This is a genomic window from Clostridium sp. AN503 (assembly GCF_040719375.1).
Lineage (GTDB): Bacteria > Bacillota > Clostridia > Lachnospirales > Lachnospiraceae > Brotaphodocola.
Map to the genome: position 1 here is coordinate 2,294,864 of NZ_JBFDTP010000002.1, position 21,188 is coordinate 2,316,051.

Annotated in this window: 31 protein-coding genes; 3 read left to right on the plus strand and 28 right to left on the minus strand. The window is 47.2% G+C overall.

What is annotated here, in order from left to right; translation table 11 throughout:
- Window position 1: 1 nt before the first annotated feature.
- The 28 genes from AB1I67_RS18005 to AB1I67_RS18140 all read right to left on the minus strand — a co-directional run bounded on the left by AB1I67_RS18005 (window position 2) and on the right by AB1I67_RS18140 (window position 18,367).
- Window positions 2-355 carry a phage head-tail connector protein gene (locus tag AB1I67_RS18005; protein WP_367031412.1) on the minus strand — a complete coding sequence of 118 codons (354 nt, stop codon included), beginning with the start codon at window positions 353-355 and terminating at the stop codon, window positions 2-4.
- Between the two features lie 15 nt (window positions 356-370).
- Entirely contained in the window at window positions 371-1,492 is a 1,122-nt protein-coding gene (locus AB1I67_RS18010) for a phage coat protein (RefSeq protein ID WP_367031413.1), read from the minus strand.
- Window positions 1,493-1,513: 21 nt separating this feature from the next.
- The gene (locus AB1I67_RS18015) at window positions 1,514-2,110 is read right to left on the minus strand and encodes a phage scaffolding protein (protein ID WP_367031414.1); all 597 of its coding nucleotides are present in this window, start codon (window positions 2,108-2,110) and stop codon (window positions 1,514-1,516) included.
- Between the two features lie 194 nt (window positions 2,111-2,304).
- Window positions 2,305-2,445, minus strand: a complete 141-nt coding sequence (locus AB1I67_RS18020; protein ID WP_367031415.1) for a hypothetical protein — start codon at window positions 2,443-2,445, stop codon at window positions 2,305-2,307.
- Entirely contained in the window at window positions 2,442-4,175 is a 1,734-nt protein-coding gene (locus AB1I67_RS18025; RefSeq protein WP_367031416.1) for a minor capsid protein, read from the minus strand. Before AB1I67_RS18025 ends, AB1I67_RS18020 begins: the two co-directional genes overlap by 4 nt.
- The gene (locus tag AB1I67_RS18030) at window positions 4,156-5,688 is read right to left on the minus strand and encodes a phage portal protein (RefSeq protein ID WP_367032644.1); all 1,533 of its coding nucleotides are present in this window, start codon (window positions 5,686-5,688) and stop codon (window positions 4,156-4,158) included. The genes AB1I67_RS18025 and AB1I67_RS18030 overlap by 20 nt, the downstream gene beginning before the upstream one ends.
- A gap of 19 nt (window positions 5,689-5,707) precedes the next feature.
- A complete protein-coding gene (terL, locus tag AB1I67_RS18035; RefSeq protein ID WP_367032645.1) occupies window positions 5,708-7,102 on the minus strand; it encodes a phage terminase large subunit in 1,395 nt (464 codons plus the stop codon).
- Window positions 7,095-7,673, minus strand: coding sequence for a transposase (locus tag AB1I67_RS18040; RefSeq protein ID WP_367031418.1), 579 nt, complete (start codon window positions 7,671-7,673; stop codon window positions 7,095-7,097). The genes terL and AB1I67_RS18040 overlap by 8 nt, the downstream gene beginning before the upstream one ends.
- A gap of 100 nt (window positions 7,674-7,773) precedes the next feature.
- Window positions 7,774-8,631 (minus strand): hypothetical protein, encoded by an 858-nt coding sequence (locus AB1I67_RS18045; protein ID WP_367031420.1) that lies wholly within the window; start codon window positions 8,629-8,631, stop codon window positions 7,774-7,776.
- A gap of 179 nt (window positions 8,632-8,810) precedes the next feature.
- On the minus strand, window positions 8,811-9,251 hold the full coding sequence (locus AB1I67_RS18050) for a hypothetical protein (protein WP_367031421.1): 441 nt from the start codon (window positions 9,249-9,251) through the stop codon (window positions 8,811-8,813).
- A gap of 12 nt (window positions 9,252-9,263) precedes the next feature.
- Window positions 9,264-9,467, minus strand: a complete 204-nt coding sequence (locus AB1I67_RS18055) for a hypothetical protein (RefSeq protein ID WP_367031423.1) — start codon at window positions 9,465-9,467, stop codon at window positions 9,264-9,266.
- 10 nt (window positions 9,468-9,477) lie between these two features.
- Window positions 9,478-9,897, minus strand: coding sequence for a hypothetical protein (locus AB1I67_RS18060; RefSeq protein ID WP_367031424.1), 420 nt, complete (start codon window positions 9,895-9,897; stop codon window positions 9,478-9,480).
- An 11-nt stretch (window positions 9,898-9,908) separates the two neighbouring features.
- A complete protein-coding gene (locus AB1I67_RS18065; protein WP_367031425.1) occupies window positions 9,909-11,954 on the minus strand; it encodes a DnaB-like helicase C-terminal domain-containing protein in 2,046 nt (681 codons plus the stop codon).
- Complete coding sequence (locus AB1I67_RS18070; RefSeq protein WP_367031427.1) at window positions 11,951-12,811, minus strand: phage replisome organizer N-terminal domain-containing protein; 861 nt, start codon at window positions 12,809-12,811, stop codon at window positions 11,951-11,953. Before AB1I67_RS18070 ends, AB1I67_RS18065 begins: the two co-directional genes overlap by 4 nt.
- Before the next feature lie 251 nt (window positions 12,812-13,062).
- Window positions 13,063-13,362: a hypothetical protein gene (locus tag AB1I67_RS18075; RefSeq protein ID WP_367031428.1), complete on the minus strand. Its 300-nt coding sequence runs from the start codon at window positions 13,360-13,362 to the stop codon at window positions 13,063-13,065.
- A gap of 368 nt (window positions 13,363-13,730) precedes the next feature.
- Complete coding sequence (locus AB1I67_RS18080; RefSeq protein ID WP_367031429.1) at window positions 13,731-13,946, minus strand: hypothetical protein; 216 nt, start codon at window positions 13,944-13,946, stop codon at window positions 13,731-13,733.
- Complete coding sequence (locus AB1I67_RS18085) at window positions 13,943-14,314, minus strand: hypothetical protein (RefSeq protein ID WP_367031431.1); 372 nt, start codon at window positions 14,312-14,314, stop codon at window positions 13,943-13,945. The genes AB1I67_RS18080 and AB1I67_RS18085 overlap by 4 nt, the downstream gene beginning before the upstream one ends.
- Window positions 14,262-15,272 (minus strand): sigma-70 family RNA polymerase sigma factor, encoded by a 1,011-nt coding sequence (locus AB1I67_RS18090; RefSeq protein WP_367031432.1) that lies wholly within the window; start codon window positions 15,270-15,272, stop codon window positions 14,262-14,264. Before AB1I67_RS18090 ends, AB1I67_RS18085 begins: the two co-directional genes overlap by 53 nt.
- 15 nt (window positions 15,273-15,287) lie before the next feature.
- Window positions 15,288-15,458 (minus strand): hypothetical protein, encoded by a 171-nt coding sequence (locus tag AB1I67_RS18095; RefSeq protein ID WP_367031434.1) that lies wholly within the window; start codon window positions 15,456-15,458, stop codon window positions 15,288-15,290.
- On the minus strand, window positions 15,446-15,616 hold the full coding sequence (locus tag AB1I67_RS18100; protein WP_367031436.1) for a hypothetical protein: 171 nt from the start codon (window positions 15,614-15,616) through the stop codon (window positions 15,446-15,448). Before AB1I67_RS18100 ends, AB1I67_RS18095 begins: the two co-directional genes overlap by 13 nt.
- Before the next feature lie 129 nt (window positions 15,617-15,745).
- Window positions 15,746-15,931, minus strand: coding sequence for a hypothetical protein (locus tag AB1I67_RS18105; protein WP_367031438.1), 186 nt, complete (start codon window positions 15,929-15,931; stop codon window positions 15,746-15,748).
- Between the two features lies 1 nt (window position 15,932).
- Window positions 15,933-16,109, minus strand: a complete 177-nt coding sequence (locus AB1I67_RS18110; protein WP_367031440.1) for a hypothetical protein — start codon at window positions 16,107-16,109, stop codon at window positions 15,933-15,935.
- A 54-nt stretch (window positions 16,110-16,163) separates the two neighbouring features.
- Window positions 16,164-16,388, minus strand: coding sequence for a hypothetical protein (locus tag AB1I67_RS18115; protein ID WP_367031441.1), 225 nt, complete (start codon window positions 16,386-16,388; stop codon window positions 16,164-16,166).
- A complete protein-coding gene (locus AB1I67_RS18120; protein ID WP_367031443.1) occupies window positions 16,385-16,549 on the minus strand; it encodes a hypothetical protein in 165 nt (54 codons plus the stop codon). Before AB1I67_RS18120 ends, AB1I67_RS18115 begins: the two co-directional genes overlap by 4 nt.
- Before the next feature lie 95 nt (window positions 16,550-16,644).
- A complete protein-coding gene (locus AB1I67_RS18125) occupies window positions 16,645-16,863 on the minus strand; it encodes a helix-turn-helix domain-containing protein (protein WP_367031444.1) in 219 nt (72 codons plus the stop codon).
- Between the two features lie 13 nt (window positions 16,864-16,876).
- The gene (locus AB1I67_RS18130) at window positions 16,877-17,347 is read right to left on the minus strand and encodes a hypothetical protein (RefSeq protein WP_367031446.1); all 471 of its coding nucleotides are present in this window, start codon (window positions 17,345-17,347) and stop codon (window positions 16,877-16,879) included.
- Complete coding sequence (locus AB1I67_RS18135; protein WP_367031448.1) at window positions 17,337-18,125, minus strand: ORF6C domain-containing protein; 789 nt, start codon at window positions 18,123-18,125, stop codon at window positions 17,337-17,339. The genes AB1I67_RS18130 and AB1I67_RS18135 overlap by 11 nt, the downstream gene beginning before the upstream one ends.
- Entirely contained in the window at window positions 18,122-18,367 is a 246-nt protein-coding gene (locus AB1I67_RS18140) for a DUF739 family protein (RefSeq protein WP_367031449.1), read from the minus strand. The genes AB1I67_RS18135 and AB1I67_RS18140 overlap by 4 nt, the downstream gene beginning before the upstream one ends.
- A gap of 138 nt (window positions 18,368-18,505) precedes the next feature.
- Between AB1I67_RS18140 and AB1I67_RS18145 the strand changes: the two genes are divergently transcribed.
- The 3 genes from AB1I67_RS18145 to AB1I67_RS18155 all read left to right on the plus strand — a co-directional run bounded on the left by AB1I67_RS18145 (window position 18,506) and on the right by AB1I67_RS18155 (window position 21,181).
- The gene (locus tag AB1I67_RS18145) at window positions 18,506-19,192 is read left to right on the plus strand and encodes a helix-turn-helix domain-containing protein (protein WP_367031450.1); all 687 of its coding nucleotides are present in this window, start codon (window positions 18,506-18,508) and stop codon (window positions 19,190-19,192) included.
- Between the two features lie 8 nt (window positions 19,193-19,200).
- Window positions 19,201-19,695 carry an ImmA/IrrE family metallo-endopeptidase gene (locus AB1I67_RS18150; RefSeq protein ID WP_367031451.1) on the plus strand — a complete coding sequence of 165 codons (495 nt, stop codon included), beginning with the start codon at window positions 19,201-19,203 and terminating at the stop codon, window positions 19,693-19,695.
- Window positions 19,696-19,909: 214 nt separating this feature from the next.
- Window positions 19,910-21,181: a site-specific integrase gene (locus AB1I67_RS18155; RefSeq protein ID WP_367031452.1), complete on the plus strand. Its 1,272-nt coding sequence runs from the start codon at window positions 19,910-19,912 to the stop codon at window positions 21,179-21,181.
- Window positions 21,182-21,188: the final 7 nt, after the last annotated feature.

The following is a 21,188-nucleotide window of genomic DNA, read 5'->3' on the forward strand; positions in this document are numbered from 1 at the left end:
CCTACCACACCAGCCTTCTATACCGGTTGAGCTGCCCCTGATAGTCCTTCAGGATGCCGCCGCCCAACGCCTCCGCTGCATTCACAAACCCGGTGGACGTGTCCCCTTCCGAGATGGAGGCCACCATGACAGGCGCCCCCTCCCCTCCCGGCCGGTCATACCGGTATAAGTCCACTGCCATCCGGTATGCTGTGTTGATGAGTCCCTCCGGCACGGCATCCAGGTTGCAGTAATTCTTCACTGTTTCTTCCACATCATCCAGGATAAACCGCAGGGGGACGTCCTGGGAGGCGTCTTCCTCCGGGATCCCCAGCAGCCCTTTCAGTTTCCCCAGCTCCAACTTCCCATGCTCCATGCCGGCCACCTGCCTTTACCCCCTGGAAATGATCCGCGCGATCGGGATGGCCTTATGGTCGATCACCTTGAGCCCCGCCCCGGTTCCGCCATTGTTCACCAGCGTCCAGTTCTCACCGTTTGCCAGCTCTTCATTGGTCGGGGAAAGGGATGCCTGGCGCTTCTTCGTATAGGAGATCCCATACGGTGCATAACAGGCGCGGTCCCTGGTATACAGGGTCGTCTCCCCGCCGTTGGTCTTCGGGTCGCGCTGCATCTCATTGGGTACCTCCGCACCGATCTTCTCAAAATCGATGGCGCCGTCTCCCAGCACGTAGGTGGTGAACTTATCATAGGCCGCAGCCGCAGGCACATAGCCTTCCGTCCCTGCAGTGCCGCTCTCCTCCACCGCATCCACATGCTCCACCGGCATGGAATCATCCACGATCACCGCCCGGCCATTCCAGGTGCCGATCGCAAGGTCGCGCTGGATCCCGTCTGCATCCGTATACTTCATATAGGACAGCAGCCGCAGGTTCTCCAGGTTAGTCGCCGTGGTGGAATGCATGATCGCAATGGTGAACTTCGATTTATTGTCGCCGGACGCCTTCTGGATCGCGGTGTTCAGGGTAGTCGGCCCTACGCAGCTTAGCGGGTTCCCGTCCTTGTCCTCACCGGCCACTGCCGTGATGTCATAAGTGTGCCCGTTTACAAACTCCAGGTTCTTTGCCCCGGTCATTGCAAAGATGCCTTTCAGAACCGACAGGAGCACATCCTGGTACACGTCATCCCACCAGCCGGACACCTGCGCCGCCACGTTGTCCATGAAATCTGTACCGCCGGTGATGTCCGTGGAGAAATCATCCTCTGTCCAGGCCTTCGATCTGCCCCACACCACCACGCTGCGCTCAAAGGTGGTCGTCCTCTCGGAGGTGATATCCGTCTTGCCGTCATAGTTGAGCGGCGCACCCTCCAGAAGCCCCTTCATCGGCAGGGTCGCATACGCCGTGCCGGTCTGGGAGCTGAACGCCTGCCGGATCTGTTCATTGCCCTTTAAGGCCCTGGACTTGATCAGCTCATTCCGCTTTGTCTTCGGGATCCGGTCCACATATCTGCCGAACGCCTCCGGGTTAAATGTCTTTTCATTAAATTTTGCCATGTCTTATCTCATCCTTTCTCTTTACTCAATCGCTGCGCCCGGATTTGCCTCCAGGTATTTGCACATCTCACTGTAGGTCATTTCAGACGGTTTCTTATCCTCCGGCGGGGTCCCCTTCCCCTCTGCCGGCTTCCCGCCTTTGATCTGGGTCTGCTGTGTTTTCTCCTCCTTGAACAGGAATGCTTTTTCTTTCTTAAGGGTTTTCAGCTGCTCCTCCAGGCCGGTGACCTTCCCGTCCTCCGACAGGATCAGCTTGCTCTTGTCAAACAGCCCCATTACCAGGTCCGCATCCTGTGCCGTGTCTCCCAAAGCCAGCTTGATCGCCGTGGAGAGCTTCAGCTCCTTCATATCCGCCTCGTACTGCTGCTTTGCCGCAAGGTTATCCGCCTGCAGGTCCGCGATCTGCTTCATCAGCGCTTCATTGTCACCGGCTGACTTCTTGAGGTTCTCAAGCTGTCCGTCCCGCTCTGTTACCTGCCCTGCCAGGGTGTCCCGCTCCTGTTTAAGTGCATCGTAGTCTGTCTTGGCTTTGCCGATATCCGCGGAGTTCTCATCCAGGATCTTGTCGATCGCCTCTTTCTCCAGGCCCAGGTTCTCTAAAAACTTTCTCTGCATCATTCTGCCATCCTTTCCTCATCGCTTTTTCTCGTGGTCGCTCCACCTGATTCCTTGATGTCTGCCCAGTTTCGCGTCATGTGGCAGGACATAAAAATAACACCCAGAGGGAACTCTGCGTGCTAAGTTTCGTGGGTTGCGATATCGCAACAAAAATGGGGATAAAAATACCACCGGCCATTTACTGACTGGTGGTATCACTTATCACTCACTTGTTCCAAATACCTTTTATAGCTTTCCTGCGCCTCTTTAGGTGCATCCTTTTTTATAACTGGGATATGATTTTTAAACTCCCACCACTCCTTGTTACTTCTCCAATACAAATCAACATTTTTCACTTGACTTCCCCCTTCAATAATCTCAGAAATTCTCTCGTAAAATCAGTATCATCGGCACTATTTTTAGCTAAAACCTCTGGTATAATTTCTTTAAACCGTTTGGCATTAAACCGGTACTCCTGATCTTCTCGTGAGCCATGATACGTTATTGAATATTGAGATACATTTTCAGATAAATATAGCAATGTTTCATCTATCGTTACTTCTTCTTTGTATATATTATAATATGCTTTTCTTGCTAATTCAAGCCCCCTCTCTCCTTTTACAGAAGCGATAAGATGTCCTGATTCATGAATTGCAATATCCCTTGTGTTCTTTGAAGCAAATATTCCTGAGTTTTGCATATTCCTCTCGGTGACCATACGATCTCTTAATGCCTTGGTATTAAATGTTATCGTTCCTCCCCTGGTATCTGCAAAATCATCATCGTTCATTTTATCAGAAAATGACACTGTCAACTTTTTAGGCATATATTCTGGAAAATCAGTTTTCATTTTATCCAAAGAGTCTATCTGTTCTTTTAAAATATCCGGGTCTCCATCAAACTGCTTTAAATTAAAGACTTTTATGTCATGCTCTGATGCATATTCTAGTAATTCCTTTTTTTCTGCTTCTGATAAAAATCTTGGCTTTGTATCATTCCAATTTAGACCGGATATCGATGCCATCTTACCTGAATCATTATTCATGCCTACAAACTTCTTTTCCCACTCCCGATACTTCATATTCGCCGGCACATAATAAGTCTCACCAGTTTCCTCATTCCTGGCCGCCCGTTCCTCCCCATCCGTGAACTCATCATCAAAATACGGCACCGTGGTTGATCGGCAGTTAGGATGAAATGGCGGCGCCGTCACTCCGACCTCATAGTCCTTCATATCAAAGACCTTCCCGTCCATCTCCCGGCAGATCTCCGAGGTCTTCCCATCCAGTGTGGCCAGGATCTCATACTGCTCCATCCCCAGCTCCTTTAAGGTGTCCTTCTGGGCCGCTGAAGCGATCGCTGCCGATTCCGTCATGATCAACCTCCCCGCCTGCGCACGGCTGACATCCATGGTCCTTGCCAGGCTGTCAATAGCCTTCTGCGGCGATTCCCCTCGGATGATGTTCTGCGTCAGCTCCGTGTGGAGGCTGTTCACCAGCTTCTGCCTGTTGGTCCAGATCCGGTCCGAGAAACTGGCCCCGTCCTGCGCCCATGGCCTCTTGATGACCGCATCGATGCGCTTATCATCCAGACGCGCCAGGTTTGTGCCAACGCCAGTCCCCTTTGCTATCTCGTATGCCGTATGGTAAAAGCCATCCGCATAAGACTTGTGCAGGAAATCCGTCATGCCGCCCTCAAACTCTGCGGACAGAAGCTCCGCGTGCTGCTGGGCCTGGAGCTTCATGGCTTCCAGGTATGAGATATGATGCCTGGCGGACGCATTCTCAAGCTCCTTCATCCAGCGCCGGTCAATGGCATTTTCCTCCCCGGCTTTTATGTACTGCTGGACGTCCCATTTAAACTCCTCCAGTTCGCCCTTCTTCAGCAGCCGCTTGGCTGCCGCATAGCTGATATCGTTGTTTTCCGCCAGCCGCATGTACCACCGCTCAATATCCAGCTGGATACTGTTTGAGGCCCGCCGGAACTGCTCCTGGACATCTTTATAATACCCTGCCCCCTTCCGGTACTGGTCATCCTCCAGGGCTGCCATCCGCCCTTTCCAGTAATCAGGATTCTTCTTTGCCATCTATCCCATCACCGCCCTGCTCCCCGGCTTCCTTCCCCTGCCCCGCAAATGCCTGCTGGTACGGGTCCATCTGCTCCATCTGCTTCTGTTTTTCCTCCTCCAGCATCCTCAGGGCTTCGTCTGCATCCTCCACCCACGGGTGCTTCTGTAGGATCAGCTTCGTCGGAAGGAGTCCTACCGATTTCACACAGTTGTCGATCAGTTCACTCTCATTGACCAGGAAATTCCGGTTGAAGGTAATGTCCACTTCCTCCTGCTCAAAATCCCCCTGCCCGGTGCTGGCCAGATACTGGTCCACGAACCACAGAAGGTCCTCAAACGCCGCCTGGTATTCCGTCTCCATGTCCTGGGCATCCAGCTCGATGTCCTGGTAAATGGTCTGGATATGCATCTGGTTGGCATCCCCGGAAAGCCTTGCGTCCCTGGCATCATAGGTCTTGCAGTTCTCGATCAGTGCCTGCTTGAAGATCTCCAGGATCGCCCTGTAGTTCTCTGCATCCACCTCCACCGTAAGGGTCCGCACGTCCCCACCTGCTCCACTGCCGTCATTGCGCACTTTCACTGCGCCATACTGGGACAGGTTCTTGCGGAACTCGCCCAGGTTTGTCCCATCGTAGTTTACGACCACCAGGATCGTGTTCCTGGCATCCTCACACATGTTGTTCTCAAAGGTACTGACCATCAGGTTGATGCCGTCCTGCAGGCCCTTACAGCATTTGATCAGCGGGATCTCATGGGCATTGCGCTTGAATGCAATGAGCGGCACCCGGTCCCAGTTGTATGGCACCTCTTTATGCTGCCCATCCGGGTCATGCTGCTCCACCAGGTAGTGGGCGCCGGAAGGATGCATAACATCCGGGATCAGATGGCTCCCATCAAGCTGGTACCGGTCCACGCCGCTTCTGGAGTACAGCTCAAAAAATTCATAGGTCTTTTCTGTCTCTCCTTCGTACCCATCCAGCTGGTAGAGCCTCCCGAAACAGTCCAGCTCCGTGTGCTCCTCGTCCGCCCAGAACGGGATCACCTCGTAGTTGCTGAACCGCTTAAACTGCAGCACCCCCTGGTCATTGTAGTAAGGGTACAGATACCCGATCCCTCCGCTTATGGAATCCCCGGCGATCCGCTTTAAACTACGAAGGAACCGCTTATCCAGGACCACTTTGATCGCCTCGGCGTACTCCTCATTTTTACTGGTGACCGTGAATGGCTTGGACAGGAGGTAATTCTTCTTCTGGTCCACAGCCTTCTGGTACTGGTTATCCACGATCCGGTTATCCGGCAGGTTCTTTGCCGGCTCCAACTCACCCTTCTCATTGATGACGGTCCGCGGCGTATGCTGGATGTCGTGGTCTCCCTGGTAGTACCGTTCCGCCAGGATCATATCCCGACGCACCGGCGACTGCTTCCATTTCTCGATCTCTTTTTCCAGGAACCGGATGTCCGTCATCCTGGTCCTTACCCCTGCGTTGACGACCGCGTTGATCCGCCGCGTCTCGCTGCCGTATTCTATCATCCTTATCACCTTCCTCCTGTTATTCAAAACTGAACACGTCTCCCGCACCGATCTTTTCCGCGATCCCCGTGGTTGCATCAGGGGCGTCGTCGTGCCGGTTCTTTCCTTCCCTCTGGTACTTTATCATGGCGTCATGGTATTCCGGCCAGCGGTTCCGCCAGTCCTCCGGGAAATAGATATGCTGCATCACCCAGGCGGAATTGGAATAGATCCGCGCCTGCTTGTTCTTCGTCTGGCTGAACCAGCGGATGACCGTATGGTTGCTCCCCAGCTCCTGATGGAGGATCCGCTCCACGTTCCGGGCGAAGCCGCGGCCGCCATTGTTGGACTCGATGTCGGAGACATTTACCGCATCCTTATGGAGCAGCCTGGCTGTGGCCGGCTCCGTGGTTTCCATCGGCTCCTTGGTATACAGGACATCCAGGACATAGGCCTCATTTGTAAACGTTACACCATAGTTGATGCTGCAGAGATAATCCTCTCCGGTATCCGCCGTATCGGTATAGTTGCGGATCTCTTTAAACTGCGGCAGCTCCCCGGCGTAGGTTTTCAGGCTGGTGTACAGCCTGCCCTTAAGGTCGATCGGCTCCTGCTGGTAGTTGGCAGATGCAATGTCTGCACCCATGGCCTTTATCTTTGCCTGATAGGACTTATAGGACAGGACCTCGGGACAGAGCATCTCATGCATCTCTGGATCCAGCAGCGCTTTCATGGAGATGTGGCGGAGCTTTGCCCCGGATTCTTTGAAATGCTCCAGTGCACGGCCCGCCAGGTCATCTGAGGCCCAGCGGGTCATGATGATGATGATCTTGCCGCCTTCCTCCAGACGGGACAGCATCGTATCCGTGAACCAGGTCCAGTGCTTTTCCTTGGTCAGCTCATTGTTGGCCTCCTCTGCGTTCTTGATAAGGTCGTCGATGATCAGAAGGGAAGCGCCGAAACCTGTCGCTGTACCGGTGGGGGATGTTGCTAAATAGTTGTTGTACCCACCTTCCAGGCTCCAGAGGTTCATGGCACCGTCACCCTGCTTGATCCGGACGCCAGGGAAGATGTCAGAGAAGACGATCCGGTCCTGGTCGGCTTTCTCCTCCTGGATGTCGTTGCGGACGTTCTTGGAGAACATGGTGGACAGCGTCTCATTGTACGAGCCAGTCATGATCTTCTGGGTCTGGTCATTTCCCAGTACCCATTCGACCAGCAGGCCGGCCGTGCGGCTTTTTCCGTGGCGCGGCGGTTCATTTACAATCATCACCTCATCATCGGACTGGATAAAATCCTGGAATGCGTTGCAGAGGTCGATCAGGTACTGCCTGTCCTCCTTGTAGAAGTCCGGTGCCTTTAAATGGCAATAAAAAAAGAACTCGCGCCGTGCAAGCTCTATCTTTGCTCCTCTTATAAGCATGTCTCTATCCACCATGGATCAACTTCTTTAGTTCTTCGGTTGTGAGGCCGGCATAGGGGTTGGTGGACTTCACTTCGCCAGACAACTCCATGTCCTGTTTATCCCGCCATTTGTCGGGACGGCGGTTCTTCAGCCAGAAGATCTGGGCGGTGGTGTCAGGTACGACCTCCTTGGTCTTCCGCTCTGCCAATATCATTTTGGTTTTAGGGAACTGTTCCTTAATCAGCATCAATTCCGAATCGGTAGCTTCCGGATGCTCGAATCGATAGAGCTTCATATACTGGGTCAGTTTCTCATCGTATTCTGCCAGTTCCATCGGAACACTGATATATTTGTCTTCGTTGTAGGCATAACCAAGGGCGCGTTTCAGCAACGCATTCTCCACCTGGATGTCTACAACCTCCTTGCCCTTTTTTAGGGACTCCGAAATCTCCGAATACCGCTTTTTCCATTCGTATAATGTCGATGGTGTGATATTCATTCGTTCAGCCAATTGCTCATCTGTCAGACCGTCGCGTGCCCATGACTCAAGTTTCAGTAAGCCATCAGGCGTTAGCCAATATTCGTATTTTCCTTTTGCCATTGGGCTCACCTCACCTTCCTATCTGGCAATATAAAAGAGGCAGCGCGGGGCTACCTCTCAAATGAGCTGTTTTTATCTATATTCCGTACTTAAAAATTTTTCAATTGTTAATTCTCATTTGCTTACCACTTAAATCCAATGACGAAAAAACTCTATTAGTTTCTTTGATTTTATCTATGCTAAAACAATATTGTTGGCAGTAAGAATTTCTAAAAATGTCTTCATAATATACTTCCAACATATATTTACCATGGTTTATGTTTTCATTATTATTATTTTGCGAAAAGATATGCACGTATACTTTTTCTCCAACTTTCAAGCTAGAGGGCACTATATATCTAGCATTTTTATTCACTTCTCTATTTAGACCTATTCTAAAAGATAATGCTGCTCCATTACCTACATTTTCAAACTCAAACGGTACTGAAATTACACCTTTATCAACTACAGTAATCCCATTTGTATGCTGTATCTCTGCCAATCCACCGTTTTTAATTAATAATTCTTCCTCATTTGACAAATGTTTACTGTATTTAATTTTCCCATCCTCAATGATAATAAAGACTTTATCTAAGCGGTACTCCTGATATTGCCCTATATCTTTCTGCACTTCATTTCTTTCTAGTTCACTGTTATCGTCACGCCACAAATTAAATAAATTTGTTGTTCTATCACACTGTAATGTAGTAAGCGCGATATAAGGCAGTGATCTATTTCTAACATCTTCTTCATAATTTTTTTGTGTATATTGAATAGTCCAATATACACCTACCACCGTACAGACCCCACCTATTATAGCGCCTATGTATCCCCCCCAAAAGCCAGCCCAATCATTATTATCTCCCGAAGGAAACAACGGTAAAACTGACAGAAAATATACTAAAACAGGCACTATAATAATTATGATTATCAATGCTATAATTAGGTGAGCTTTTATCCACGCTAAAATTTTATCCATTTTTATCAATCTCCACTTTTTCTATTATCATACATCAAAAAATGACAAAAGAAAAGCTCCCATATAAGCCACTGGGATAAAGGAGGACCGGCGCCCTAAGTTCCAGACGCCGGAATTTATGCAAGAAAAAGCTCCCGGTTTCCCGGAAGCCCAATTCGTTTTTTACAGTATACCACATGTCATGTATCGCTTTCTATCGCCTCTTTTGGAATTTTGAAATGTGCAAGCGCCCTGGCATGGATTTTATGTACCCACTGTAAGCAATAACCAGTCTTCCTCGCTATATCATCCCAGTCATATTCCCGAAGATATCGATATGTTAAAATGGCCTTTTCTTTCTCGCTGTCCATATCTTCGATTGCCTTTCTGACGGATATGAACCGCTGTACACTTTGATATCTCTCGCTGATAATTTCACGCTCAATCTCATCTTTTTTTGATGCATACCCGGAGAGATCCGATTTCTCATTCCCATGGGGCATTCCATTTCCTGACACTTTTATTGATAATTTATTTTCCTTCAGTTCCTCAAGTTGCTCATCTAATCGAGTTACTTTACACTTAGAATCCCGATATGACCATAGAAATTTCTTTTTGTAGTCGTTCTCAGTCTTTTCCAATCCGATCCCTCCTTACATCTCCTTGACCAACTGGTTCAGCTCTGACCTTGCCTGGATGATCCGCCTTTTTATAGATTCCCTTGTATGGTATTGGTCCGTCACTCCATATGCAGGGCCATATCCATGCTCACGTTCAAATTCCTCGTTTTCCTTTATGCTCTCGGCCAATGTTCCAACAATTCCTTGTATCATCATAATTCTGCTCACTTTATCCATGCTTTCCTCCTCAATATTTCAACATGATCTCCATATCCACAAGCCTATGCGCCACACACTTTATGACCTCCGGATCAAATCTTTGCGGATCCTTTTCATACTCCTGCATGACTGCGATCAGCTCCACCAGCTTATATCCCCGAACCAACTCCATCTGCTTATCAAGCGAAGTCTCTGACTCCTTTGTCAGTACACGGATCGGTCCGTCATAATCAAAAATATCCTTCAGATTCCGCTCCTCCAGTTCTGCCAAAAGTCCCAAGATCACCTTCCTGCATAAACTACAGCTATGCTTTTTTAAGATATCCTGAATTTCCCCGACAACAGCATCCCACTTCTCTGAATCCTTCGGCAGCTTCTCATCCTTCCATTTGTTCCAGAAGTTGTTATAGCACTTCCAGAAAATCTGTTTTACCTGGTCATTGTCCATTCTGCTCCTCCTCAATCAAACGGCAGTTCTTCTCCCGGCGGGATGGCCTCGAACTCCCCGCCCTTATACTCTGCCTTCTTCTCCTCCCAGCCATATATCTTACACTCTCCCGGGCTGTTCCTGAGCCGCTTTGTGTTTGGCTCAAAAAACAATGGGATAAACTCATCCTGCACTCCGCCGTCCCGGTCCTTGCATATCTCGATCACATTGGTGGCAAGATACAGCGGGTTATTCTCTTTCCACTTGAACATCTCTTTCGACAGCCGCTTAAAGTCGCTGTTTACTCGGTGCAGGATAAATGCATTGTCCACCCGGTTTACGATGTCATTACTGCCGGACACATCGTCCAGACGAAGGAAGCCCACGGACTTCCTGGGATGCGCCACGAACAGGATATGGATGTTCGCCTGCTTTGCAAAATCCTCCAGGCACTCCACGAAGTGGCTCTGCTGCTGGTATTTATCAGATCCCATCTCCATCAGGTTGAGCGCCATCATGTTATCGAGTATGACCAGATCAACCTTATGCTCTGCCACACATTTCCTGATCTGGCCCATGATGGAATTAAAATTATTGCCGTAGTAATTATTATATACATAGACCTTCTCATCCAGCCATTTCGAGATAACTGCATCATAGGGGGCAGGAACAACATAATAGTTGTCGTATTGGGTATCTTTTACATACGCTTTTCCAGCTGCCTGGAGCAGAAGCCATTTTAGCAGGTTCTTGGGCTTTAACTCCCCACTGAACAGGGCCGTCCTATACTCCTGCTGTACCGCCTCCACCGTGATCTGGGAGATGATGCTGCTCTTTCCCGCCGCCCTGAGACCGCTGAGGCAGGTGACAAATCCCTTTTTAAGCCCCCGCATCTTCTGGTCGATCACATCCACCCCGGTCTTTATGAACTCCTCCGGAGGTTCCTTTAAGAGCCGGATCTGCTCCGTCGTAAAGAAGACCGGCTGCCCATCGATCACTCTGACTTCTTCTTTTTTCTCGACCACATAGTTGGGATTCTGGTAATTTGGACTCCGCTCCTCTTTTACATACTGGCGGTCATAGGCATCCGGCTCATACAGGCGACGCACATCCTGCCAGGTTCTTCCAGAACAGGAGTTATGAAAACAGTGGAACCCGATCGCTCCATTTGCCATCTTAAAAATACAGGCATCCTTTCCTGAATGATTTTCATCAAACGGGCAGCGCTCCAGGATATATTTCATCCCGCTGCCATATGCGGCTTTGGTGTACCGGATCCCATGTTCATCCAGCCACTGGTCCAGGTCAAATCCCATCGGATTATAACGGTTATAGCTCTGCGGCTTCTCCGGCACGGGCAGATATCCGGCCAGCTTCTGGAGCAGTGCCTTATCGTTCTGCCTGGGCGTTTCCGGCGTCTGGACGATATAGCTCATCCTGTGGGGGCGTTCCGGGGTGTCGGCACCCTTCTGCGCCATAGTCCCATACAGTTTACAGACCCTGGCCGGGTTAAAGTTTGCCGTATCCACGCTGACCTGCTCATCCGAAAAGAACAGGGCCAGGACCGCCAGGCAATCCTTGACCAGTTTCTTATTCTCCTCATTCACCACAAGGCCGATACTGTACAGCAGATGGACCCCGTTTCCGCTGAACCCCACAACCGGCTCCTCAAAGCCATTCTGTTTCATGAACGCGTACACCTCATTGCCCTTTTTCTTCGCAAGCATGATCTGATTATCGCTGGAGGAAGTCCCTGCTGCACGAACCGGGTCAATATCCACAAGCAGCCAGGTATATCCCTCTATGTCCGTATCTGTTGTTGTCGGGGACACGTTGTTCATGAAGCGGTTTCTCTGCTGTCTGGAATAGCACTCATCCTTGATTCCGTTCAGCGTGATATAAACATTACAGCTGTCATCCATGCGGATCCCCTTCATCGCATTGATGCAGGCCTCAACATCCCGGAAATACCCGCTCACGTTTTTCTTGCTGGAGGCAATAATGCGCACCTCAAACAGATCATTCTGCGGTTTCAGTATGGAGATAGCTTTCCTGATTTCATTTTCATCAAATCTCACTGCATGTTCCTCCCAAATTTCTTCTCGGGCTGATTCTGATTTCCATCATGATCAAGCCCACGTTTTGACTGGCTCTGTGTAAAGAGCGTCTCAAACTTTTCCCGGAACTTCTTTGTGCTCCGTATGTTAGTTTTCCAGAAACTATCGGATATGGCAAACTGGAGAGCTTGTCTTATCTCCTCCTCACGCAATCCATCCAGCCTTTTCATCTTCTCAATCTCCGCTGCCCACTTTATCTTCTTTTCCAGTGTGTCTGGCACCTTTGATTTCGGGTACGTCTCCAGGCACGATTCAATCAGCATTGCTACACACTGCATTTCAAAGCTATCAGGATCTGAGAAACCAGAAGGAAGAGGAGGCGTTGACCCACCAGGGGCAACGATATCTTTTTCTTCTTTCTCTAACTCTAACTCTTTCTCTTTCTCTAACTCTTTCTCTTGTCGGACAACGTCCACCACGGTGAGGACATTGTCCCCAGCCTGTCCTATTTTAGCCCTATAATTTCTCTTTTTTTCCGCCCATTTAGTCTCACATCCAGTCATATTTTCAACCTCAACCATGAAGATTGTTTTATCGTCCATGACCTCGATCATCCGCAGTTTTGTAAATACACCGACCGCCGCCCTTACAACGTCGATATTGGTATTTGTGACTGTGGATAACATGCTTTCGTCGTATGGAATGGCATCAGAAAAACGCAACATCCCATTATGTGAAACACTTTCAACCAGCAGTTTTAAATAAAACAGGATATAATCTTTTCCATTTGGCATTGCCTCTATAATCCGGATATCATGCCTTTTAAAAAAGTTCTTATCCAGTTTCAACCAGTAATATTTTTTCGCCTGCTCCGCCAAGTTTCTACGCCTCCATATTCGTATTTTCAGCCTGATGTTTAGTAGATTCTTTTCCCCTCCGCCAACAATTAAAGTCAGCGGAGGCAGTCCTTTGGCATTGTCGTGACACAATAAGCTCTGGACAAATACTATGTAATGCCGGACACGCCGGACGCATTACCCTTTTCCCTATGTTGTGGTCTTACATGCATACTTGCAGACAGCCTATATCACTGCTGTTTTCACCAATGCCACAAATGCTAAATTTCAGTTTACCAAATTAATGCCTGTCCACATCTACTACAAAAAACTTGTGAACCAGTAACAACAGATAAACATTCAGGACAATGATGAACCTTTGTACCTGCTTTAAAAATCACCCTACCAACGTCCACATCTTCCTCAAATATTTTGATTATGGTTTTTTGTGGAATCTGTTTTTTCAATGCCTCAACCGCCGTATGTCTTATCGCAAGACATTCCAGCACGTTGTCTATCTTCCCTTCCATATGGTATTTAGATTCCAACAATTCAACAGCTTCTTTTGGCGTTACCTCTTTCATTTTCTCCATTTCAACAATCTCCAAATCTTGTTTTTCCATCTTTATGAAAGGAGCCAGGATATCCTGTCACGGTGGCCACCGCTCCGGCCTCCTCTCTGGCTTTTATACCACTCTACATAACATCATCACAGTTAAGGAATAAAGCCCATTAACCACTAACCCAACAATTACCTGGATAACAAATTCTTTTACACTCATGCGATTGCCTCCTTTAATAATTCTCGAGCGCTCGCATATATTATCTCATTGTTGCTTTCCATTTGTACAATTTAAAAACCCAGCGGATAAGGTTTTTGATGTGATTATCAATAAAATGCTAATTTCCCTCAACTATTTTTTTAAAAAAGAAACTGTTAAATTTTCACTTTACAGTCATCTTACATCCCATAGAATTTATAGTACAGCCAGGCTGCCCACTGGTAATCATAGATCAGTGCCGTCACTATGGCCTCCCATGCATTTGTATAACCTCTGCTCTCAATGGCACGGCCCTGTCTGATCATCCTGTAAATGTCAGCCCGCGTCGTATATCTCACGCAGGCTCTCTGGCGCCCTGACCGGACCGCGATAATGACATGCCACTTTTTCTTCATCCTGCGCCCCCCGCACCGGTCCTGCTGCCCATCTGGAAGACCGCCGGCAGCCAGTGATCTGTCTTGTACGGGATAAACCGCTTTACTACAGGCAGCCGCAGGCCTTTGCCATCGATCAGGTATACCAGGGGATCTGCCGGTACCCGATGGATCAGGCCATCCCCGATCAGCTCCCCCAACAGGTCAAAAGCTTCCTGGCTCCATCCGGACCATAACACAACATGCTCATTCTGATCGGAACAGGCCATCAGATCTCCCTTATAGTCATAACCTTTCTGCTCAAATAGCCACTCCAGTTCCGCATAGCTGACGGAATCATTCCTGTTTATGTAATCCAGCACCGTCTGCTTTATCTCCTTTTTCTCCACATTTCCCTCCTTGTTGCGACGTCGCAACATTCCTCCGCACTTTCTCCAGCAGCTCCATCCGCTCCTGACGCTTCGCTTCCCAGTCCATCACCTGGAATGCGGCCCGCTCCGTGCTGCTTGTCCAGGTCTGTTGAAACCGGTCCACACCGCTCCCGGCCAAGACCATACCATAGATCTCTGTTTCATCCAAAAACGGCCGGATCTTACTGCAGTGCTTCGTCTTTCTCAACTCCCGCAGCGCTTTGGTATGGATCTGCCGGACTGCCTCCGGGCTTATGCCATTCTGCCGTCCGATTTCTGCCAGTGTCATGCCCTCCTGGTATCTCTGACGGATCACCTCAGCCTGGCGGTCCTGTAGGGCGTCCACACAGCCCCACAGAGCCGTTTTTAACTGATCACCCTGTATCTGTTCCACCAGCTTGTCTTCCAGGCTTTCCGGGCACGCTACGAGGTCTCCCATGGTGGTATCCTCACCGCCATCAATCCCCGTTACCGGAGCATCAAGACTTCCCAGCTGCGTCATAGAGGCATTTTCCTGTATCTCCCTGACCTGTTCCAGGGTAAGCCCCATAAGGGCCGCTGTCTCCCGTTCTGAGGGCTCCCTGCCATGCTCTAATTGAAAGGCATTGCAGAACTTTTTATATTTCTTGATCTTCTCATCCTGTCCCATAGGGATCCTCAGGACGCTGCCGCTTTGCTGGAGGTAGCGCCTCATCCGCTGCCGTATATGATATTCAGCGTATGTAAGAAACTTCGTCCCCTGCTCCGGGTCATAACCGGCAATCGCAGGATAAAGGGCCAGATACCCCTCCTGCTCCAGATCCTCCATCTCACCGCTTTCCCGGTACCGAAGCGCCATGGAATGGATGAACAGGCGCACCTGCTTATACAGTGCCTCCATGTTTTCTTCTACTTTCTCACCTGCCTTGATCTGAGAAACAAGCTGTTCGTTTGTCATAACCTCCTGCCTCCATTATCTGTCCTGCAGCGTTGATCCCCTGCCCCTGTCTGTGCTGAGATCAACTGTTTGCCCACTCAGTTCCGATAGCTGCTTTCTAAGTTCCGCAAGCTCTGTCATGGCTTCATCGTAGCTTTTCATCATCTTGTTATAGCGATCCTCGGGGATCATGATTACTTTTTGCATTCTGCTGTCTCCTTTCGGCCATCTTCCAAGCCTTTATAGTATGCCTGGTTCAATTTTGCGGCTATTGCATGTGCCCATTCTATGTCACCGTCATCATATTCACCCAGCGCCTTCAAACAACGTTCTACAAACTTATCTTCTTCAACCGGAAATCTCATTTTATAAAATCCTCCTTTTGCTTTTCTCGCCGGATTATGCTATCATCAAGATGGAATCCTTTATTTGATTTAGCGGCCTCTGGCTGCTCTGGCCCTGTAGGAAGTTCCAGCTTCCCATGGGGCCTGTTTTTAATAGTTCCCACCAATGCACCCGGTGTTTGTCTGGATCCCTGCCAGATAGTACGCTTTCAGCATCTCAACAGCTTGTTCCTCGGTGTATCCTTCCTGTGCCGCGATCACGATCAGCTCTGACTGGTAGCGCAGCCAGGAACGGAACTGTTCTTTGGGATCCGGTCTCTGGTATCCGTATGCCATGTTATTCACCTGCCTTTCTACCCACCTCATAACCCCAGTAGAATGCACTTTTCTGTATCTCCTCAATGTACTCATCCAGTGCTCTGCCAAGATTCCGATATGCAACTTTTAACTCCTCGTGTGCCATTGGTTGATCTTCCAGTGAATCCTCATAAACCTGCAATATTTTCTTATCCATAGCTTGACATTTTCTCCAATTTCCCTGTACAATACAGGTATGATTATTTATTAGTTACCTTGATTCCCTGGGAGTTGCCGCTCCTGGGGAATCGTCGTCTTTAAGATAGATATTCCCATCCTCATACTTCACAATCGCCGAATTACCACTGCTATCCACAATCAGTACATCCGTGTCACCAATCGGATTAACGGTCAGGCTTCCGGCATAGAAATTGACTTCCAACCATTTCTTGATGTTATACTGTGCAATCGTTCTTGCCCTGAATATCCTGTTCATCCTCCCTTCCTAAGCGTCCGGCTCCTGCCAGTTCCTTTGCTCACCAGCCGCAGTTCCTCCGGCGTTAGCCGGATGACCAGCCAGTTCCGTGCAATCAGCCCTGCCCTATCCATATGTATTTTCTGCTCCCTGGTCGGTCTCTTCGCCCTACTCTTTCCCATACCTTCACCACCTTCCATATAAATATAAAAGCGCTATTTCCGTTGCTATCCAACAAACGAAGCATAATGCAGTCGTTGCCTTCCAGAATCTTATATCATTCATCAGCAGGCTCCTCCTCTCCAGCTTCTTCCACTCCCGCCTCCGGGTACTTTATGATGAACTGCTCCAGGTCGCTGCCGCGTATCTTCTTCTGCCCCAGCAGTAAATATGGCAGCTTCTTGGTGTTAATCAGCTCATACACCTTACTCGGATTGACCTTCAAAACTTTCGCGGCCTCTTTTACTGTGTAAATTGGCTTGTAAGGCTCTACCATATGTTTTCCCCTCCTATAACTCTTTTTCGGTCATGATTCTTCCATCGAGAAAGACATACAAGCTTTTCACAGCAAAATCATCAGTTCCTTCAAGGTTAATGTTATTGCAGTACATATGATTAACCCCTATTTTTTTATCAGAGTCTGCACAATCATAAACATCGATATCATAATAGCCTTCCATTTTCAAGATTTCTTTTAAGTCCGCTTCAGTGACCTCACGTAACAAAGATTGTGACACTCCCCCTGAATGATCCACGGTTTTAATATGCTCCCCGTCAAAGCACAGGTCATCAAAATATATCGCTATGCTTCTCTCTTCATCTTCCAGCCACATAACGACATTCGAGTCTATATCATCCGATGTGATATCCCTGATGCTCATACCTATAAAATCCCTTAAGTCCTGCCCGCAGTAAACATTTGCTCCATGCTTCATTCCACGTTCATAATTCGTTTTTCTTACCGACTTATTAATTTCCATTCTCTGAATCCTCCATTCTGTTAATTCGTCCGATTTCCAGTTCCATATTGATGGGTGGCTGCCAATTGTTCAGGTATTTTAATGCCTCATCAAGTCGCTTCACCGGAGTGTTCTTGTATGAGTTCACGCTAAAAAAATCCTGGTAATCATGCCATAGCCTTGAGATGACCATCCCATACATTTTGGGTTGCTTATCATTCTCGTCTGCCGGCGGGTACTGGTATGTATATGCCCTGGCTTTCTTCCCTCCGACAGTATTCACAGCAACGGCTTTTGCCAGCGACTGAAGTTCCTGCTGCTGGCCATAGTCAATGGTCATGGTATTCTCCAGCTTGTCCACTCGGCTCTCTACACCTCCCAGACGCTCCCCCTGCTCATCCAGCATCCCCAGCTGGATTCTCATCATTTCCTCCGGAGACATTTTTGTTATCTGATAAGAACCAGTTCTTCGGATTGACGGCAGCACATCCGCAGCCAACCATTGTTGATATTTTAATGCCCGGTCATTCCCCGCCTTAAAGCCCAACATGTAAAATAGGCTTTCAGGAAGATACTCTTCTTTCGACCACTCGTGGGCGAAACCACACTCAGCACTAAAACTGTTCATTCTCTCCCACCTAACACTGGTATAAATCCGACCGTTCTTTGTTTCGGTCTTTGTCCAACCATATCCGATAGCCGTGTCTTCGGCATTAACAGAAATACTTCCATCTGAGTTCAGAATAGTTCTTACCTTAAAGCCTAATTCTTCGTTTGCGAAAACCTTAACCTCGTTCATACATCCTCCTTACGCTGTTCGTGTTTCTGAACTTTTTTGTTAAAAAAATACTCCGGAATCAATTCTTTAGGCATATCAAGAAGATCTACCGCCCTTGCAATCTCGTCTTGGGTAAACTCGAGCTTATTATTTAGCCTTTTGCTTAATGAAACCCGCCCAATGCCAAGTGCTTTCGCAAAATTATCTTGCGTTCCAAACTTGTATTTAATTAATCGAATTAGTTCTAAATATTCAAACGCCACTCCCTATCCACCTCCTTTGTTCGTGTTTCTGAACCCAAGTATACTCTAGCTGCCACTATTTGTCAATCCTATTTTCTGAACTTTTTTGTTGCTTTTTCTGAACTTCCATGTTATAGTTAATATACGGAGGTAAAAATCATGGCAACAATTTCTGAAAGAATAAAAGAAGCATTGGAAATACGACAATTAAAGCAAGCAGACCTAGTTGAAAAAACAAAAATAGGAAAATCTTCTATCAGCACGTATATTTCAGGGGCGTATGAGCCCAAACAAAAAAACATATACCTGCTTGCAAAAGCTTTGGATGTAAATGAAGCTTGGCTTATGGGGTATGATGTCCCAATGGAACGTAAAGCATCTCCTAATTCCGAACAGGCATTTATGGCCTATCTTAATAGTTTAGGATATCGCATATACAGAGATGACCCGGAACACAAACCGTTTATGTCAACAGATGAACTTACATGTAGACTTAAGTATAACACACTAGATACTTTAAAATTACGCATAGATAGTTATGCTAAAGCAATTGTAGATTCGGAATTATTATCTTTAAAAGAAGACGAAATCAAACAGCAACGTCTCGAAAAGGAGCGCTTACTACAGTCTTTGCAAGATAAAAACAATAAATTGCCAGAATCAGAAATAGAAGATTCTGCGAACCAAACTTCTTGTACAATTACTCCTATAAGTTATTTTAACGACGTAAATAAAGCAAAAGATTTTCTTAAATCACGCAAGTTATTAGCAGCATGGGAAATAGATAAGTTAACTGATGCAGACATAATTTCAATGGCTAATGTAATATGGACGGAAGGAAAATAATATAGTGTATGGAAATTTCACCCACAAGATATCAAAAAATCAAATCCACTATTGCTAATTGTAAAACACTTTTTAGAACAACTGATCCTTTTAAAATTTGTGAATTACTAGGCTTTAAAGTTTATTCCGTTAAGTTGGGGTCTAATTTACATGGATTTGCAGATGTGAAGCAGACTTTAGCTAGTTCAATAAATCAACGTAAGGAAAAACTATATACTGTTAAAGCAAATATTTATCTTTCGGATTCTTTGGACTCATACAGTAAAAAAATCGTTTGCGCTCACGAATTGGGACACGTTTTATTACAGTACAAAGAAGAATTAAATTTATTTGAAAGTACCAATGAAACAAAAGATATTAAAGAATACGAGGCTAATTTGTTTGCCATTGAGTTATTACCACAAATTTATAATAACTTTTCCATTGACTATCACGATTTAAACAAAGAAGAAATGCAGGCGTTTATGAACAAGAAAATATCTCATATTATTTATTCTTTATAGAATTAATAGATTGGATTAAATGCAAAACCGCCCCGGTGCTGGTAACACCAAAACGGTTTTCACATAGATTTCTCTTGCCGGACTGCTCCAGCATGATATAATCTGACTCACACCCAAATTATATCATCTTCAGAGCGTCCTGGCAAGAGGGCGTTCTTTTTATACCCTAAAACCAGTTGCGATATCGCAACTCACGAAATGAAAGGATGATACCATGGGACAACTCAGGACAAGAAAACGTGGATCTACCTGGCAGTACAGTTTTGAGGCAGCCAAAATTGATGGAAAACGCAAATCAATATCAAAGGGTGGATTTCGCACCAAAGCAGATGCCCTTGCCGCTGGAACCAAGGCTATGAACGAATATAACGAATCCGGCCAGGCCTTCACGCCTTCAGAAATCAGTATAGCAGATTACCTGGATTATTGGTTCGATAACTACTGCAAAATGAATTTGAAGTATAATACGCAGCTCGGTTATATTCAAATAATCGAAAAGCACCTGAAACCACAGTTTGGATCTTACAGGCTAAAAGCACTGACCGTCGCGTCCGTTCAGGAATACGTCAACAAACTTAAAATGCAAGGGCTTGCAAAAACTTCCGTGACCGGGATTATTTCTGTACTATCTACTGCCTACGAATATGCGATAGAACCGTTGGGGTACGTCCGGGATAATCCATGTTCCCGCGTCCGAATGCCCAAATTTGAGCGTCAGCCACGAGAGCGATGCGTCATATCGCCAGAGGAATTCCAGCAGATACTTACCAGATTTCCCGAAGAAAACATTTTTCATCTCCCTCTCATGATAGGATATTACACTGGCCTTAGGATCAGCGAGGCTTTCGCTCTTACTTGGGATGACATTGACCTCGAAAACCGGACAATTACAATAAATAAGACTGTCTTGAAACGCAACTATGGAGTAGATGTCCGAAGGGTCCTGGAACAGAAAGGAAAAAAAGAGGAAAAATCCTCCTGGTATTTTAGCACCACAAAAACAAAAAGTTCTGAACGCACCATAAAATTTGGCGATACACTATATCACGTCCTAAAGCGTGCTAAAACGAATCAAAAAAAGAATCGGCTCCTATATGGGGAATATTATACCGAGCACTATTTAAAATCAGAAAAAGACGAAAAAGGAAACACTATATATCGGATTATCCCCATAGAAAGATGTGTTCCGTGTGCATTCCAGCGCGTTGAAATGATATGCGTTCGGGAGAATGGTGAATACGTCAACCCTGATTCTTTCAAATACTGCAGCAGGGTAATTCACAATGAGCTAAAACTAGCATTTGACTACCATTCCCTCCGACACACCCATGCTACCTTGCTAATTGAGAACGGTGCCGACCTCAAAGACGTTCAGGCACGGCTTGGGCATTCCGATTTCAGAACCACCCTCCAGATATACACTCATGCAACCGAGGCAATGGCTACGAAGAGTGTAGAGATATTTGAAAAAGCGGCTTCCATTTGACAACCTC

What these genes read in the sequence shown, in the direction of transcription:
- AB1I67_RS18025 (WP_367031416.1), bottom strand. Translation starts at nt 4,175, where the DNA reads ATGGCAAAGAAGAATCCTGATTACTGGAAAGGGCGGATGGCAGCCCTG.
- AB1I67_RS18015 (WP_367031414.1), bottom strand. Translation starts at nt 2,110, where the DNA reads ATGATGCAGAGAAAGTTTTTAGAGAACCTGGGCCTGGAGAAAGAGGCG.
- AB1I67_RS18105 (WP_367031438.1), bottom strand. Translation starts at nt 15,931, where the DNA reads ATGGCATACGGATACCAGAGACCGGATCCCAAAGAACAGTTCCGTTCC.
- AB1I67_RS18010 (WP_367031413.1), bottom strand. Translation starts at nt 1,492, where the DNA reads ATGGCAAAATTTAATGAAAAGACATTTAACCCGGAGGCGTTCGGCAGA.
- AB1I67_RS18075 (WP_367031428.1), bottom strand. Translation starts at nt 13,362, where the DNA reads ATGGAGAAAATGAAAGAGGTAACGCCAAAAGAAGCTGTTGAATTGTTG.
- AB1I67_RS18150 (WP_367031451.1), top strand. Translation starts at nt 19,201, where the DNA reads ATGGAAATTTCACCCACAAGATATCAAAAAATCAAATCCACTATTGCT.
- AB1I67_RS18055 (WP_367031423.1), bottom strand. Translation starts at nt 9,467, where the DNA reads ATGGATAAAGTGAGCAGAATTATGATGATACAAGGAATTGTTGGAACA.
- AB1I67_RS18090 (WP_367031432.1), bottom strand. Translation starts at nt 15,272, where the DNA reads ATGACAAACGAACAGCTTGTTTCTCAGATCAAGGCAGGTGAGAAAGTA.
- AB1I67_RS18030 (WP_367032644.1), bottom strand. Translation starts at nt 5,688, where the DNA reads ATGATAGAATACGGCAGCGAGACGCGGCGGATCAACGCGGTCGTCAAC.
- AB1I67_RS18130 (WP_367031446.1), bottom strand. Translation starts at nt 17,347, where the DNA reads ATGGAAATTAATAAGTCGGTAAGAAAAACGAATTATGAACGTGGAATG.
- AB1I67_RS18125 (WP_367031444.1), bottom strand. Translation starts at nt 16,863, where the DNA reads ATGGTAGAGCCTTACAAGCCAATTTACACAGTAAAAGAGGCCGCGAAA.
- AB1I67_RS18155 (WP_367031452.1), top strand. Translation starts at nt 19,910, where the DNA reads ATGGGACAACTCAGGACAAGAAAACGTGGATCTACCTGGCAGTACAGT.
- AB1I67_RS18045 (WP_367031420.1), bottom strand. Translation starts at nt 8,631, where the DNA reads ATGGATAAAATTTTAGCGTGGATAAAAGCTCACCTAATTATAGCATTG.
- AB1I67_RS18120 (WP_367031443.1), bottom strand. Translation starts at nt 16,549, where the DNA reads ATGGGAAAGAGTAGGGCGAAGAGACCGACCAGGGAGCAGAAAATACAT.
- AB1I67_RS18080 (WP_367031429.1), bottom strand. Translation starts at nt 13,946, where the DNA reads ATGAAGAAAAAGTGGCATGTCATTATCGCGGTCCGGTCAGGGCGCCAG.
- AB1I67_RS18095 (WP_367031434.1), bottom strand. Translation starts at nt 15,458, where the DNA reads ATGCAAAAAGTAATCATGATCCCCGAGGATCGCTATAACAAGATGATG.
- AB1I67_RS18135 (WP_367031448.1), bottom strand. Translation starts at nt 18,125, where the DNA reads ATGAACGAGGTTAAGGTTTTCGCAAACGAAGAATTAGGCTTTAAGGTA.
- AB1I67_RS18115 (WP_367031441.1), bottom strand. Translation starts at nt 16,388, where the DNA reads ATGAACAGGATATTCAGGGCAAGAACGATTGCACAGTATAACATCAAG.
- AB1I67_RS18005 (WP_367031412.1), bottom strand. Translation starts at nt 355, where the DNA reads ATGGAGCATGGGAAGTTGGAGCTGGGGAAACTGAAAGGGCTGCTGGGG.
- AB1I67_RS18145 (WP_367031450.1), top strand. Translation starts at nt 18,506, where the DNA reads ATGGCAACAATTTCTGAAAGAATAAAAGAAGCATTGGAAATACGACAA.
- AB1I67_RS18110 (WP_367031440.1), bottom strand. Translation starts at nt 16,109, where the DNA reads ATGGATAAGAAAATATTGCAGGTTTATGAGGATTCACTGGAAGATCAA.
- AB1I67_RS18100 (WP_367031436.1), bottom strand. Translation starts at nt 15,616, where the DNA reads ATGAGATTTCCGGTTGAAGAAGATAAGTTTGTAGAACGTTGTTTGAAG.
- AB1I67_RS18040 (WP_367031418.1), bottom strand. Translation starts at nt 7,673, where the DNA reads ATGGCAAAAGGAAAATACGAATATTGGCTAACGCCTGATGGCTTACTG.
- AB1I67_RS18060 (WP_367031424.1), bottom strand. Translation starts at nt 9,897, where the DNA reads ATGGACAATGACCAGGTAAAACAGATTTTCTGGAAGTGCTATAACAAC.